This is a genomic window from Streptomyces sp. NPDC101234 (genome assembly GCF_044767525.1).
Taxonomy (GTDB): Bacteria; Actinomycetota; Actinomycetes; order Streptomycetales; family Streptomycetaceae; genus Streptomyces; species Streptomyces sasae.
Genome location: NZ_JBIWOA010000017.1, coordinates 170,103 through 184,368 on the forward strand (window position 1 = coordinate 170,103; position 14,266 = coordinate 184,368).

Sequence of the window (14,266 nt, forward strand, 5' to 3'; positions counted from 1 at the left end):
CGCCCGCGTTCGTTTCTCCGTCGGTCCTCAGAACAGACGCAGCTTGTCGTCCTCGACGCCCCGCAGCGCGTCGTAGTCCAGGACCGTGCAGCCGATGCCCCGGTCCGTGGCGAGGACGCGTGCCTGCGGCTTGATCTCCTGGGCCGCGAAGACGCCCCGGACGGGCGCCAGATGAGGGTCGCGGTTCAGCAACTCAAGGTAGCGGGTGAGCTGTTCCACGCCGTCGATCTCGCCCCGGCGCTTGATCTCGACCGCGACGGTCTGGCCGTCCGCGTCGCGGCAGAGGATGTCCACCGGGCCGATCGCCGTCATGTACTCGCGGCGGATGAGGGTGTAGCCGTCGCCGAGGGTTTCGATGTGGTCGGCCAGCAGCTCCTGCAGGTGCGCTTCCACGCCGTCCTTGATCAGGCCCGGGTCGACGCCCAACTCGTGTGAGGAGTCGTGGAGGATCTCCTCCATCGTGATGATGAGCTTCTCGCCCGCCTTGTTGACGACGGTCCAGACGCCTTCCTCGTCACCGGCCCCCTCCTTGAGGGTGCACGGCGGCGACATCCAGTTGAGGGGCTTGTAGGCCCGGTCGTCCGCGTGGACGGAGACGCTGCCGTCGTTCTTCAAGATGAGCAAACGCTTGGCCGAGGGCAGGTGGGCGGAGAGCCGGCCGACGTAGTCCACGGTGCAACGGGCGATGACGAGACGCATGGGAGCCAGCCTACGGGGCTTGCGGACCCGGTATGACCGCTCCGGCAGGTCGCACCACGCCACTCCGCGGAGGCCACCACTCGACCTGTGTCCGGCAGGGGGCGGGCAGGGAACAGGCGGCGAGTTCCTAGGTCCGGATCACGCGCTCGTCCGGTGGATTTCGGCATCGTGACCCCGGAATGGCTCTGTCGCCTTCCTCAGTCCCTTCCGCCATTCCTCGGGGGCGATGGGGACATGACCGGAATGAAGATCGATTTCGCGCTGAGCCAAGTCGTCCGGGAGGTGCAGCCAGACGGCCGGTTCCTTGGTCGTCCCTCCCACGAGGATGAGAATTCCGGTCTTACGGAGGAGCTCACCGCGAGCCGCCCAGTCGTCACGCTCCCACTGCTGCCGGTACGTGACCCCCGTGCCTTCCTCGATCCATCGAGCGGGGATCACCGGCATGGACTTCAGCGTCTCCAGCGCTTTTTCGTGCTCTTCCATGCTTCGGATGACCGCCAGTGCCGCAGCGCTCCCTGGTTTGAGGCTCGTCAGGTTTCCGGCGAGGTTGTCCAGAGCCTCCGTAATCCGCTTGATTTCGTGAGACTTGTCGACCCCCGGAACGTAAGTGCGAGTTGTGATCTCCAGCCCGCCCGCTGCTGCCAGAAAGCGCTCTGTCAAAAGTTCTTCGATGAGACTCTTCTGCCAGGACGTGACCCACTTGCAGCGTGTGCCGTCTTTGCGCCCCCAAGAGCGACACAGGTAGTAGCTGTACTCCCTGACCGTTCCGTCTGCGAGCTTCCGCCTGGAAGTATTGGAGTACAGCGGTTCACCACACTTGCAGAACGCAACACCTGCCAGGTGTGTGGCTGTGCGCTTCGGGCCTCCCTTGCCGCGAGCCCTCCTGGCCATTACCTCTTGCAGCTTCTCCCATTCGTCCTCGGTGAGGAGAGGGTCCGCCCAGACGACGGGTAAGCCGTGACGAATGATGGGCTCACCCTTGTGCATGGCGTAGCCCATGATGGACTTCTTGGTGAATACGGCCGTCATCGTGCTGGTGGCCCATTTGGTTCCCTTGACGTCGCACTTGACGCCGATTCGGCCCTCCTGTGCGTTCACGTTGCGTATATGGTCAAGGGCGGTGAGAACCCCTCGGGCGTTCCAGTCCCTGGCGATGGAGCCCAGGGATTCATTCCTGTTCACAATGCGGTCGTAGGCCTCCTGTACCAGGGGGCCTGTTACCGGGTCGATTTCGAGACGCCACCGGGATGTGCCGTTGTGCGCGAAGACGGTAGCGCGATAACCGAACGGCCAGGTGCCGCCGCCCCAAAGGTTCTCGTCGCGGTGGTGCTTCGTCTGGTTGAGCTTCTTTTCCTTGACCGAGTTCCGGTAGTTGGCCGCCTGGGCTGCCTTGATGCCCGCAACCATGCGACCGTTCGGTGTCGAAACGTCGAAGGACGGGTCGTCCAGAACCAGGATGTCTTTTTCGTTGTTCAGCACCCATCGGATGAAGGACCACCAGTGCATGTCGTCCCGGCTGATCCGGTCCTGTGTGGTCACCATGAGGGCGTCCCACTCGTGGACCAGGGGAGCCCGCAGCCACCTTCCGAGGGACGGCCGCTGATCGAGATCCACTGCCCCGGAAACGGTCACGTCCTCCACCCACCCTGCGACCGTATGGCTGCCCTTGACGATGGCTTCCGACAGTTCGACTCCCTGACGTTCCAGCGCCGACGACGTCTCCGTGTCTCGACTGATCCGCTTGACGGCCAACACGCGCATGTCTGTCTCCCCCGGCGTCCACGGACATCCGTGCCCAAAGCTACCGAGTGTTTGGAGATGTCAAAGTCACAGTCTCTGTTTTGACCAGGATCTGACCACTCGTGGTTGACCCGGATGAGTCGCTTGCACACCTCTGTTCAACACTGGCCGATTGTGTGCCTAAAGGGACCGGCGCATATACGCAATCTCCTGGTGGGGTCACCGCCCGTTGCCTACCGTAGTAAACGGGAGGTCGCGATGTGTGTACTCAGAGTGTTCGGTATCGCGAACTCCCTTACCTGTCCGGCAACCCCTGTTGTTCGGGGGTGCGAGAGGAGAACCCATGTCGCTCGACGTCTCACCGGCCCTACTCGAACAGGCCGAGCGAGGCGAGGTCGACGAAGCAGATTTCGTCGACTGCGTCCGGACCTCCCTGCCCTACGCATGGGAGATGATCAGCTCCCTGGTGGCCCAGCTGAAGGTGGACGGCGGAGACTTCGCCGACAACCAGACGCCCCCGCCGGACGAGCAGGCACGCGGTCAGCTGCTGCGTGCGCTCGCGAGTGACGCCATACGCGGCGCCCTGCAGCGGCACTTCGGTGTGCGGCTTGCCTTCCAGAACTGCCACCGGGTTGCGGTGTTCCCGCTGGACGTCTCGGTCGACGAGACGCTGGCCCGCTTCACCTCGGTGCGCAGTCAGCTGCTGAACCAGTCCCCGGAGTTCCGGGACTGCTGACACGGAGCTCCGGTACTGCTGACGCAGTGAGCCGCTTGCTTGCCGCTCCACACGCGGGAGGTGCAATCAGTCACTGGGGCGGCAAGCTCCCCGCGGAGGTGTGAGGTCACCGGAGGTGCGGCAGTACCTCGGCACCCAGCCGTCGTACGTTCTCCTCCGTGGCCGCAAGGTCTCCGGATCCCTCGGTCAACAGGGCGAAACGGGAGATACCGGTCCGCTCGGAGGTCGCGGCGAGCCGGTCGACACACAGCCGCGGGGTACCCACCGGGTGCAGTCCGCAGAGCAGTTCCGTGTACGCGAGCGGGTCGCGCATCGAGCGGAACCGGCCGTCCACCGTCACATGGGCCTCCAGCCCCTGCTTCAGCCAGCCGGGCATCGCCTTCGTCAGGGTCTCCGCGGCGTCGGTGCGCCGGTCGGCGATCTGGCAGACCCCGGCCGAGACATGGGCGGCGCCCGTGATCTCCTCCGTGGGCCGCCCGGCCGCCCGCGCGTGCTGTCGCCACAGGGCGACCATCTCGGCCTTCTCCTCGTCCCCGACATGCATGCCGAGCAGCATCGGCAGCCCTCGCTCGGCGGCCAGCCGGACGCTCGCCGGCGAGGTGCACGCGACCACGACCTCCGGTCCCGGCACCTCGGTCAGCGCCTCCGACGGGCGCGGTACGACGGGCACTTCACGGAACGAGAAGCGCGGACCCCTGGCCGACACGCGCGGTTCGCGCAGCCAGCGGACCAGCAGATCGAGTGATTCCGGGAAGCCCCGTTCGTATGCCTCCAGTCCGGCCCCGAACACCTCCAGATCCACCCACGGCCCGCCCCGTCCCACGCCGAGCGTGAAGCGGCCGCCGCTGGTCACATGCAGCAGCGCGGCCTGTTCGCCGAGCGCCACCGGGTGGACCGTGGGCAGTACGCTCACCGCCGTACCGACCCTGAGGCGGCTGGTGCGGCCCAGCAGCAGTGCCGCCAGGGTGACCGCGGACGGGCACGTGCCGTACGGCACGAAGTGGTGCTCGGCCAGCCAGACCGCGTCCAGACCGGCCTCCTCGGCCACTTCCGCCGTGCGCACCGCCCGGTGCAGGGCCTCCCCCTGGCCCTGGCCCGGGAACTGGGCGGCCAGCACAAAACTTCCAACGCGCATCGCATTTCCTGCTTTCCTGGCTCCTACCCGGAGCTCCCCCACCCGGCATAACCGTCTGACACGTGCCGAGGACACGGCCTGGCGAAGAGATTTGCGGATTGTCTGGAGAATGGGTCGTCCTGGAGGGGGACTTGTGCGGGTTGGTGCCCTACGCGTACCCCCGTACGCGCGTCGTAGGCTGGTCACAGCCCGTGCTTCCTGTATAGCCCCGAGAGGTGTCCCGTGTCCCCGCGTCGCAACCGACCCAAGGGCCCGAACCCGGCGGCCTCCTCCGGCCGGAGCGCCGAGGACGACCGCGCGGACCGCTACGGCGGCTGGCAGTCCACGGAGAGCTGGCAGGGCGAGGAGTGGAGCGTACGGCATGTGGCGGGCGCCAGCGCGGTCGGCAAGACGTACCGCTGCCCGGGCTGCGACCAGATGATCGCCTCCGGTGTCCCGCACGTGGTGGCCTGGCCCGAGCACTCGGGCGTCGACGAGCGCCGGCACTGGCACAAGGCCTGCTGGAACGCGAAGGACCGCCGCACCACGCGGGTGCAGCGGTCCCGTAACGCGCCGAAGTTCTGAGAGCCGTACGGCTACACGTCCCGCTTCTCCAGCAGCGCGCAGGCGCCCGCGAACGCGACGGCCGTCACACCCAGGACGATCCACAGCGGGTCCCAGCCCGAAGGGCCGCCGTCGCCGAGCGAGTTGGAGTAGAAGATGCTCATCTGGTTCGGGATCGAGTACTCGAACAGGGCCGTACGCACCTTCTCCAGCTGCGAGGAGAACATGAACAGCGCGATCACCAGCGGGGCGAGCACCGCGCCGATCATGATGGTGATGGCGCCCGCCGAGTGCCGGATGACGGAACCGACGAGCAGGGAGAGCAGCCCGAGCAGCGCGATGTAGAGGCTGACGCCGACGGTCGCCTTCAGCCATTCCCCGCCGGAGGGTGTCCGGGCGGCGCTGCCCATCATCGACACCTGGGTCATGGCCACGAACGAGCTGGTCGCGAGCGTGATCACGAAGGCGACCACGAAGAAGACGATCGACTTCGCGGCGAGCACCCGCACCCGGGACGGGCAGGCCACCATCGTCGTACGGATCATGCCGGTGCCGTACTCGGAGGCCGTGGTCAGCACGCCCAGCGTGATGATGCAGATGCAGCCGAGCAGCAGTCCGAAGAAGCCCAGGGACAGGGCGTTCTGGCCGCCGAGGTCCTCGGTGGAGGAGCCGCTGACGATCGCGGCGGCGAGCAGGCCGATGCCGACGACGAGCAGCACGAACACGCCGAGCGTCCACATCGTCGAGCGCACCGACCGGATCTTCGTCCACTCGGAGGTGATCGCGTGCCCGAGGTTGGTGCGCACCACCGGGATCGGCGAGGTGTAACCGGGGTACGGACCGCCGGGCGCCGCCTGCCAGTCGGGCGCGGCCTGGGGTGCCTGCGGCATCGGGGGCTGGTGGGTGCTCATCGGGCGTCCTCGGGCTTGGTCAGGTCGGCGGGGGCGGAGGCGGGCGCGGCGGGGGCAGCGGCGGGCGCCGAGGCCGGCTGTGACGATTCGGCGGCGGGCGCCGGAGCGGGCGCGGGCGCCGGGGCCGCGTAGGGGTTGTACGGCCCCTGCGGAGCGCCGTACGGCCCCGCGGGCGCCCCCTGTGCCCCGTACGGGTTCGCGAACGGGGCACCGCCCTGCTGGGGCGGCGGCGGGGCGTACCAGCCCGGCTGGCCCTGTCCGGGCACCGGCATCGGCGGCTGCGCCCCGGGCGGCAGCGGCTGCTGGAGCCCGGCCTTCTGGTCGGTGGTGGACCGGTAGTCCACGGCGCCCTGCGTCATCCGCATGTACGCCTCTTCGAGGGAGGCCTGGTGCGGCGACAGCTCCCACAGCCGTACGTCCGCCTCATGCGCGAGGTCGCTGATCCGCGGCAGCGGCAGGCCGGTCACCCGCAGCGCGCCGTCCTGCTCGGGCAGCACATGGCCGCCGGCCTCGGTCAGCGCCGAGCTGAGCTTCTCGCGCTGCTGGGGCTCGGTGTCCGGGGTGCGGACTCTCGCGAAGTCGGCGGAGTTGGCCGAAATGAAGTCCGTCACGCTCATGTCGGCGAGCAGCTGGCCCCGCCCGATGACGATGAGGTGGTCGGCGGTCAGCGCCATCTCGCTCATCAGATGGGAGGAGACGAAGACCGTACGGCCCTCGGCCGCGAGCGACTTCATCAGGTTGCGCACCCAGAGGATGCCCTCGGGGTCGAGGCCGTTGACCGGCTCGTCGAAGAGCAGCACCTGGGGGTCGCCGAGGAGCGCGGCGGCGATGCCGAGGCGCTGGCCCATACCGAGCGAGAAGCCCTTGGAGCGCCTGCCGGCCACGTCCTGCAGCCCCACGACCCCGAGCACCTCGTCCACCCGGCGGGCCGGGATGGCGGACAGCTGGGCCAGGCTGAGCAGGTGGTTGCGGGCGCTGCGGCCGCCGTGCACCGCCTTGGCGTCGAGCAGCGCGCCGACCTGGCGGGCGGCGTTGGGCAGCTTGCGGTACGGGTAGCCGCCGATGGTGACCGAGCCGGCGGTGGGGTTGTCCAGACCCAGGATCATCCGCATGGTCGTCGACTTGCCCGAGCCGTTGGGCCCGAGGAAGCCGGTGACGGCCCCGGGACGCACCTGGAAGGAAAGGTTGTACACGGCGGTCTTGTCGCCGTAGCGCTTGGTCAGGCCGACAGCCTCGATCATGCTCCGCACCCATCGAAAGGATCAGGACAGCAGGGCAGACGCCCCCGTAAGGGTTAGGAGGATATCCGGGCGCTGACGGTTCCCATCAAGAAGTGGCAAAGCCGGTCGCTACCGATCAAGTCATTGGGCATCCCGATTCTTCAGCAGGACGTACCCGCCGGCCAGTGCGGCGACCACCCACAGCCCCATGATCCCGAGCCCGCCCCAGGGCCCGTAGGGGACGTCGTCGCCGGCTCTCGGCACCACCTGCATGATGTGGCCGCCCGCCTGGTCGGGCAGGAACCGGCCGATCTTCTTCGTCGCGTCGACGTTGCCGAGGATGTTGGAGATCAGGAAGAAGAACGGCATCAGGATGCCCATCGACAGCATCGGCGAGCGCAGCATCGCGGCCACACCCATGGAGAACATCGCGATGAGCGTCATGTACAGCCCGCCGCCGACGACCGCGCGCAGCACCCCGGTGTCGCCCAGGTGAGCCCGGTGGGAGCCGAGCATCGCCTGCCCGAGGAAGAAGGCGGTGAAGCTGGTCACCATGCCGACGGCCAGTGCGAGCCCCGCCGCCACCCCGATCTTGCTGAACAGGAAGGTGGCCCGCTGCGGCACCGCGGCCAGCGAGGTCCTGATCATCCCGGTGCTGTACTCGTTCGACACGACCAGCACCCCGAACACGATCATCGCCAGCTGGCCGAGGGTCATCCCGGCGAAGCTGATGTTGGTCGGGTCGAAGGAGAGCCTCTGCCGCGCCGGCATGTTCGCGAACTGGTGGTTCGCCAGCCAGGAGAGCAGTGTCCCGAGAGCCACGGTGAGCACCAAGGACAGGGACAGCGTCCACACCGTGGACGCGACGGACCGGATCTTGGTCCACTCGGACCGTACGACCTGCGTGACGACCGCCATCTCAAGCCCCCTTGTCCCAGCCGGCGCCCCACTCCTGCGGCACCGGGGGCGAGTCGGAATGCGCGTGGTACTCCACGGACTCCGCCGTCAGTTGCATGAACGCCTCCTCCAGCGAGGCCTGCTGGATGCTCAGCTCGTGCAGCACGACCCCGTTCTGCGCGGCCAGCTCCCCGATCGGTTCGGCCTTCCCGCCCTCCACCTCCAGCGCCCCGGTCCCCGTCTCGACGACGGTGATCCCGGCCCCGTGCAACACGTCGAGCAGCCGCTCGCGCTGGGGGGAGCGGACCCGTACGTACGACCGTGAGTTCGCCCGGATGAAGTCCGCCATGGAGGTGTCGGCGAGCAGCCGCCCCTGCCCGATGACGACGAGGTGATCGGCGGTCAGTGCCATCTCGCTCATGAGGTGACTCGACACGAACACGGTCCGCCCCTGAGCGGCAAGCGATTTCATCAGGGTCCGGATCCAGTGGATCCCTTCCGGGTCGAGCCCGTTCACCGGCTCGTCGAACATCAGGATCCGCGGATCACCCAGCAGCGCCCCGGCGATCCCGAGCCGCTGCCCCATCCCCAGCGAGAACCCCTTGGCCTTCTTCCGCGCCACGGCCGTGAGCCCCACGGTGTCCAGCACCTCGGTCACGCGGCGCCGGGGAATCCCGTTGCTCTGCGCGAGACACAGCAGATGGTTGAAGGCAGTCCGGCCACCGTGCATGGCCTTCGCGTCGAGCAGCGCCCCGATGTACGTCAGCGGGTCCTTCAGCTGCTGGTACCGCTTGCCGTCGATCCGCACCTGGCCGGCCGTGGGGTGGTCGAGCCCGAGGATCATCCGCATGGTCGTGGACTTCCCGGCCCCGTTGGGCCCGAGGAACCCGGTCACGATGCCGGGCCGCACGGTGAAGGTGAGATCGTCGACCGCCGTCTTGTCGCCGTACCGCTTGGTCAGTCCCTCCAGCTCGATCATGCGGCCACGCTATGACCGGGTTCGGGGGGGCTGCCACTCGATGGCGCCGAAGGGGGTGGGCACGGTGGGTGGGAGGGTGCGGCTCCGTCGTGGTTGCTCGCGCAGTTCCCCGCGCCCCTGAAGGGGCGCCGGCTGCAGCGCCCTGCTTTCAGGGGCGCGGGGAACCGCGCGAACAGCCCCCACCGGCCCGCACCCGACACCGAAGCCCCACCACCCCGAAAACCAACTGACCCGCACCCGATGACGAAGGCCCGCATCCCCTCCGCCGCACCCGTATCCCACGACGAAGGCCCGCACCCCCGAAGGAAATGCGGGCCTTTGTGTCGCTACTGCTTACCGGGACTGCTGAGCCGGAACCCCGCGGGAGATCGGCTCGTCCTCCGCCGGAGAGCTCGCGGCAGCCACCGCGGCACCGGTCAGCGTGGCCAGCATCTCGCGGACGTTGGTCAGCTGGGCGTTGATGCTGTCGCGGCGGTTGGTCAGCGCGGCCAGCTCGCGCTCGGATTCCGAGCGGATCCGGTCGGCCTTGGCGTTCGCGTCGGCGACGATGTCCTCGGCCTGGCGCTGAGCCGTCTCGACGGTCTGGCGCGCACGGCGCTCCGCGTCGGTGCGCAGCTTCTCCGCCTCCAGGCGAAGCTGCTCCGCGCGGTGCTCGATCTCCGCGAGGCGCTTCTCGGCCTTCTGCTGGCGGGAGGCCAGGTCACGCTCGGACTGCTCGCGGCGCTTCGCGAGGTTCGTCTCGAAGTCGGCGGCGGCCTGCGCGGCCTTCGCACGGGTCTCCTCGAAGAGGGCGTCGGCCTCCTCGCGCTTCGACTGCGCGTCCTTCTGGGCCTCGGAGCGCAGCTGCGACGCGTCGCTCTTGGCCTTCTCGACGATCCGGACGCCCTCGTCCTCGGCCTTGGACTTGCGCTCCGCAGCGAACGATTCTGCGTCGTTGCGCACCTGCTGGGCCGCCGACTCGGCGAGCTCGCGGTGCTGCTCGGCCGCCCGACGGGCCTCCTCGCGCAGGTCTTTCGCCTCCTCCTCGGCGAGGCGCAGGATCTTCTCGACACGCGCGCCGAGACCGGCGTACGACGGCTCCGCGTCGGTGACGGCGGCCTGGGCGTTCTGCGTCTCGAGGTGGAGCTCCTCGATGCGCTTTTCCAGAGCGGTGATGCGGGCGAGAGCACTGTCACGGTCGGAGACGAGCTTGGAGATGCGTTCGTCCACCTGCGCGCGGTCGTACCCACGCCGCACAAGCTCGAAGCCGTAGGGGGAAGTGTCGCTCATGGGTTTCCTGTCGAGTGAGACCGGTGAGGTGATAGGTGGAATCCTAGGGGCGAAAGCGGTGTGTCATCGAGCGGATGCGTGTTTGATCTGGAGAATGACACCCCTTTTGGGTGGCTGGCTGTGAGAACGCTTGCCAAAGCCTCAGCCCCAGATCCGGTCAAATACCCCAGAAGACTACAGAACCCTCTCCGGTCTCTAGCCTTCTGACGCCTTGCCACCCGATCGAGGGCCCCCCACCGTGCTGCTCGCCTTGACCCCGCCGTCCTTGCCGGCCGACGGGGCCTCGAAGGACTCCAACGCCTGCAGGACGTCCTGGACACGAGAGATCTCGCCGTTGATGTTCTCCCGCCGGCGCTCCAGGATCTCCAGCTCGCGCTTGCCCTCCTCGACCGTGCGCCGGGCCTCGCGGATCGCCTCGGCCTTGAGCTCCTCGGCCTCCCGCACGAGCGTGGCCTTCTTCTGCTCGGCCTCCTTGAGCAGCCCCTCCGCCTTCTTCACGGCGGCGATCCGGACCTTGCCCGCCTCGGAGCTGGCCTCCGAGACCAGGTCCTTGGCCTTGGCCTGGGCCTTGGAGAGCTGCTCCTCGGCCGCCTTGATCAGCGCGTCGCAGCGGTCGCCGGTGGACTTCATGGTCTCGGCGGCCTCACGGCGGGCCCGCTCGTGGAGCCCCTCGATCTCGCTGGTGATGCGGTCGCGCAGCTCCTCCGCGCGCTCCCTTATGGCGGTGGCGTCCCGGCGCGCGCCGACGAGCAGCTCGTCCGCGTCGGTACGGGACTTCTCCACCAGCGAGTTGCCCTCGACCGTGGCCTCGGACACCAGCCGGTCGGCCTCGGTGCGGGCCGCGCCCACCATGGTGTCGGCCTGCGACTCGGCGTCGGCGGTGGTCTTGTGGGCCTGCTGCTGGGCCTCGGTGAGCAGCTTGTCGGCCTCGGCGGTGGTCTCCGTGATCAGCGTGTCGACCTGCTCGGCCACGTCCTGGCGCCGCTTGTTGGCGTCCTTGCGGGCCTCGTCGAGGGTCCGCTCGGCCTCCGTGCGAGCGGAGTTGAGCAGGCGCTCGACCGTCGCCTCCGCGTCCCCCTTGAGCCGCTCGGCGTCGGCACGGGTCCGGTCGGCGTGCAGCTGGGCCGAACCGACCGTCTCCGCGGCCTCGGCGCGCAGCCGCTCCGCGTCCCCGGTGGCGTCCGCGATCAGCTTCTCCGCCTTGGCGATGGCGTCGGCGCGGACCCGGTCGGCCTCCGCGATGGTCTCGTTCTGGAGGAGCTCGGCCTCGTTGCGGGCTTCCGTGATGAGGGTGTCGGCCTGGGTCGCCGCGTCCGAACGGATGCGGTTGGCGTCCTCCCGGGCCTCGCCGCGCGCACGCGAGGCGTCCTGCTCGGCCTGGGCGATGGTGTCGGAGGCCTCCGTACGCACCCGCTGGGCGTGCGCGGACGCCTCCGAACGCAGCCGCTCCGACTCCGCCATGGCGTCGGCGACCGTCCGCTCGGCCAGCGCCTTCGCGGCCTCGGACGCCTCGTTCGACTCGCGCCGGATCCGGGTGGCGTCCTCGCTGGCCCGCTCCCGCTCCGCGTAGGCGTCGGCGCGGACCCGGTCCGACTCCTCCTCCGCCTCCCGGCGGGTCCGGTCCGCCGCGTGCTCGGCGGCCGAACGCAGCCCGGTGATCTCGTCCTGCGCCTGCTCGTGCAGCCCGGAGACCGAGTCCCGCACCTGCTGGGCGTGCTGCTCGGCGGCCGACACCATCTCGGTGGCCCGCCGGTCCGCCTCCTCGACCAGCCGCAGCGCCTCGGCCTGCGCCTCCTCGACACGGTTGCGCGCCGACGCGAGGAGCTCCTCGCTCTGCTCGCGGGCCCGCTCGCGCTCCTGGTCGGCCTCCTGACGGGCGGAACCGAGGAGCTCCTCGGCCTCGCGGCGCCGGCGGGCGGCCTCCTCCTGGGCGGCGGCCAGCGTCTCGGACGCCTCGGTGGACAGCCGCTCGGCGGCCGCCTGCGCCTCGGCACGCACCCGGTCGGCGGTGTCCTGGGCCTCCTGCTTGAGCCGCTCCGCCTCGGCCGCGGCCTCGGACCGCAGCCGTACGGCGATGGCCTCGCCCTCCGCACGGGACGCGGACGCGTCACCGGCGGCCTCGTCGCGCAGCCGCTCGGCCTCGGTCTCGGCCTGCTGCTGGAGCGTACGGATGCGCTCGGCGGCCTCGGCGCGCAGCCGGTCGGTCTCCTCGCCGGCCTCCCGGCGGATACGGCCGGCCTCCTCGCGGGCCTCGGTCAGCGCCTGCTCGGCACCCGTCAGCCGGTCCTCGGCCTCGGTGTGCAGCCGGGTCAGCTCCTCGGCGGCCTCCGCGCGCCGGGCCTCGACGCCCCGCTCGGTCTCCTCGCGCAGCTCGGCCGCGGCCCGCTCGGCGTCCGCCTTGAGGCCCTCGGACTGCTCCTCCGACTCCGCGCGGAGCCGGTCGGCCTCCTGCCGGGTGCGCTCCAGGGTCTCCTCGGCCTGCCGGCGCAGCGCGGTCGCGCGCTCGATGGCCTCGGTGCGGACCTTCTCGCTGTCCGTGGTCGCGGTCTGCCGCAGTTCGTCGGCGTCGGCCTTGGCCTTGGCGAGCAGCTCCTCGGCGGACCTGGCCGCCTCCTCGATCTGCTGCACGGCCTCGCGCCGGGCCTCGGCACGGATCGACTCGCCCTCGGCGACCGCGTCGGACCGCAGCTGCTCGGCCTCGCCGCGCAGCCGGCGGGCCTCCTCCTGCAGCTCGACCGTCTTGGCGCGGTACTCCTTGGTGTCGTCCTTCGCCGTGCCCTTGAGCTGCTCGGCGATGTCGTGCGCCTCGGCGCGCAGCCGGTCGGCCTCGGTCTCCGCCTCGGTGCGGATCCGCTCGGCCTCCTCGGCGGCGGCCCGGGTGGTCTGCCTGGCCTCGTCGGACGCCTTGTTCAGGACGTCCTCGGCGGTCTTGGCGGCCTTGGACAGCTGGGAGGCGCTCTCTTCGGCGGTGAGCGTGCGGGCCTTCTCGGAGGCCTCCGCGATGATCTTCTCGGCCTCGGCCTTGGCATCCGCGACGACCTGCTCGGCGTCCGCCTTGGTGACCTCGGCGTCCTTGGTGGCCTCGGTGACCAGCCGGGCGACCTGCTCCTTGGCGGTACGGGTGCGCTGCTCGTTGGTGGCCTCGGCGCTCGCCAGGGCCTTGGCGGCGGCCGCCTCCGCCTCGGTGACCAGCTTCTCGGCCTCGGACTGCGCCTTGCGCAGCGCCTCCTCGGCCTCCGCCATCCGCTGCTCGGCGGCCCGGCTCAGCTCACCGGCCTGCCGGCGCGCCGAGTCCGACTCCGTCGCGGTGGAGTTACGGAGCTGCTCCGCGTGGTCGGTGGCCTCCTGGGCCTGGGTGGAGGCGGCGTTCAGCAGCCGCTCGGCGTCCCGGCGGGCGCGCAGCAGGATCTGCTCGGCCTCCGCGCGGCCCGCCTCGGCGTCGTTGGTCAGCCGCTGCCGGGCCTCGCCGGTCAGCCGCTCGGCCTCGGCACGGGCGGCCGTCAAGGCCTGCTCGGCCTCGGCACGCGACTCGTCGAGCAGTCGCCGCGCCTGCGACTCCGTGCGGGCCCGCAGCTGCTCGGCCCACGCCACGTTCTCGTTGACGTGCGACTCGACGGTCTGCCGGCGCTCGGCCAGCTCCTGGTCCAGCTGCTGGCGGCGGGTCACCGCCTCCTGGTGCAGCTCGGACTGGAGCCGCGCCGCTTGCTCGGCGTGCTCCTGGAGGATCCGCTGGGTCTGCGCCCGGGCCTCCGCGGCCACCCGCTCCGCCTCCTGGCGGATCGAGTCGGCCTGCATCTGGGCGTTACGGAGCAACTGCTCGGCGTGATAGCCGATGTCACCGCCGTCGAACGCGGGCCGGGACATGATGGTGCGCCGCGCCTCGTGCAGCTTGGCGCGCAGCACCTCGACCTGGTAGCCGAGGTCCTCGGCATGCTGGATCGCCTTTTCCCGCTCGGTCTTCAGCCGTTTCATCTCGGCTTCGAACCGAGTGAGGTGGTCGACGTCAGCCGCCGGCTCTCGCTCCTGGCTCTCGTAGCCCCGCACTGCGCGGTCCCATCCGTCCCCTGGTCGCAACCTTCTCCGTACGAGCACCGTCCATCCGCCGAACGGGGCCCCCGGGGAATGGTGTCAGATCAA

The 14,266-nt window shown here is 69.9% G+C and carries 11 protein-coding genes; 2 read left to right on the plus strand and 9 right to left on the minus strand.

Going from position 1 to position 14,266, the window contains the following annotated elements:
- Nucleotides 1–27 precede the first annotated feature (27 nt).
- On the minus strand, nucleotides 28–699 hold the full coding sequence (gene nucS / locus ACIRR9_RS29520) for an endonuclease NucS (RefSeq protein WP_403757809.1): 672 nt from the start codon (nucleotides 697–699) through the stop codon (nucleotides 28–30).
- Between the two features lie 138 nt (nucleotides 700–837).
- Entirely contained in the window at nucleotides 838–2,460 is a 1,623-nt protein-coding gene (locus ACIRR9_RS29525) for a recombinase family protein (protein WP_403757812.1), read from the minus strand.
- A gap of 322 nt (nucleotides 2,461–2,782) precedes the next feature.
- Here ACIRR9_RS29525 and ACIRR9_RS29530 point away from each other — a divergent pair, with 322 nt between their 5' ends.
- Nucleotides 2,783–3,175, plus strand: coding sequence for an SCO5389 family protein (locus tag ACIRR9_RS29530; RefSeq protein WP_403757814.1), 393 nt, complete (start codon nucleotides 2,783–2,785; stop codon nucleotides 3,173–3,175).
- 106 nt (nucleotides 3,176–3,281) lie between these two features.
- On the opposite strand, the gene ACIRR9_RS29535 is transcribed toward ACIRR9_RS29530, so the two are convergent.
- Entirely contained in the window at nucleotides 3,282–4,310 is a 1,029-nt protein-coding gene (locus ACIRR9_RS29535; protein ID WP_403757817.1) for an LLM class flavin-dependent oxidoreductase, read from the minus strand.
- 222 nt (nucleotides 4,311–4,532) lie between these two features.
- On the opposite strand from ACIRR9_RS29535, the gene ACIRR9_RS29540 reads away from it, so the two are divergent.
- On the plus strand, nucleotides 4,533–4,874 hold the full coding sequence (locus ACIRR9_RS29540) for an ATP/GTP-binding protein (RefSeq protein WP_365347613.1): 342 nt from the start codon (nucleotides 4,533–4,535) through the stop codon (nucleotides 4,872–4,874).
- Nucleotides 4,875–4,885: 11 nt separating this feature from the next.
- Here ACIRR9_RS29540 and ACIRR9_RS29545 read toward each other — a convergent pair whose 3' ends face one another.
- From ACIRR9_RS29545 to scy, 6 genes are all read right to left on the minus strand, one after another.
- A complete protein-coding gene (locus ACIRR9_RS29545; protein WP_403757820.1) occupies nucleotides 4,886–5,764 on the minus strand; it encodes an ABC transporter permease subunit in 879 nt (292 codons plus the stop codon).
- Nucleotides 5,761–7,005, minus strand: coding sequence for an ABC transporter ATP-binding protein (locus ACIRR9_RS29550; protein ID WP_403757823.1), 1,245 nt, complete (start codon nucleotides 7,003–7,005; stop codon nucleotides 5,761–5,763). The genes ACIRR9_RS29545 and ACIRR9_RS29550 overlap by 4 nt, the downstream gene beginning before the upstream one ends.
- Nucleotides 7,006–7,125: 120 nt before the next feature.
- Nucleotides 7,126–7,902: an ABC transporter permease gene (locus tag ACIRR9_RS29555; protein ID WP_403757826.1), complete on the minus strand. Its 777-nt coding sequence runs from the start codon at nucleotides 7,900–7,902 to the stop codon at nucleotides 7,126–7,128.
- 1 nt (nucleotide 7,903) lies between these two features.
- Nucleotides 7,904–8,860 carry an ABC transporter ATP-binding protein gene (locus ACIRR9_RS29560; RefSeq protein ID WP_403757829.1) on the minus strand — a complete coding sequence of 319 codons (957 nt, stop codon included), beginning with the start codon at nucleotides 8,858–8,860 and terminating at the stop codon, nucleotides 7,904–7,906.
- 333 nt (nucleotides 8,861–9,193) lie between these two features.
- Nucleotides 9,194–10,129, minus strand: a complete 936-nt coding sequence (locus ACIRR9_RS29565) for a cellulose-binding protein (protein WP_403757832.1) — start codon at nucleotides 10,127–10,129, stop codon at nucleotides 9,194–9,196.
- A 195-nt stretch (nucleotides 10,130–10,324) separates the two neighbouring features.
- Nucleotides 10,325–14,173: a polarized growth protein Scy gene (gene scy / locus ACIRR9_RS29570; protein ID WP_403757835.1), complete on the minus strand. Its 3,849-nt coding sequence runs from the start codon at nucleotides 14,171–14,173 to the stop codon at nucleotides 10,325–10,327.
- Nucleotides 14,174–14,266: the final 93 nt, after the last annotated feature.

Coding starts and splice junctions, on each gene's coding strand:
- ACIRR9_RS29535 (WP_403757817.1), bottom strand. CDS start 4,310: ATGCGCGTTGGAAGTTTTGTGCTGGCCGCCCAGTTCCCGGGCCAGGGC.
- ACIRR9_RS29555 (WP_403757826.1), bottom strand. CDS start 7,902: ATGGCGGTCGTCACGCAGGTCGTACGGTCCGAGTGGACCAAGATCCGG.
- ACIRR9_RS29560 (WP_403757829.1), bottom strand. CDS start 8,860: ATGATCGAGCTGGAGGGACTGACCAAGCGGTACGGCGACAAGACGGCG.
- ACIRR9_RS29550 (WP_403757823.1), bottom strand. CDS start 7,005: ATGATCGAGGCTGTCGGCCTGACCAAGCGCTACGGCGACAAGACCGCC.
- ACIRR9_RS29545 (WP_403757820.1), bottom strand. CDS start 5,764: ATGAGCACCCACCAGCCCCCGATGCCGCAGGCACCCCAGGCCGCGCCC.
- ACIRR9_RS29525 (WP_403757812.1), bottom strand. CDS start 2,460: ATGCGCGTGTTGGCCGTCAAGCGGATCAGTCGAGACACGGAGACGTCG.
- nucS (WP_403757809.1), bottom strand. CDS start 699: ATGCGTCTCGTCATCGCCCGTTGCACCGTGGACTACGTCGGCCGGCTC.
- ACIRR9_RS29565 (WP_403757832.1), bottom strand. CDS start 10,129: ATGAGCGACACTTCCCCCTACGGCTTCGAGCTTGTGCGGCGTGGGTAC.
- ACIRR9_RS29530 (WP_403757814.1), top strand. CDS start 2,783: ATGTCGCTCGACGTCTCACCGGCCCTACTCGAACAGGCCGAGCGAGGC.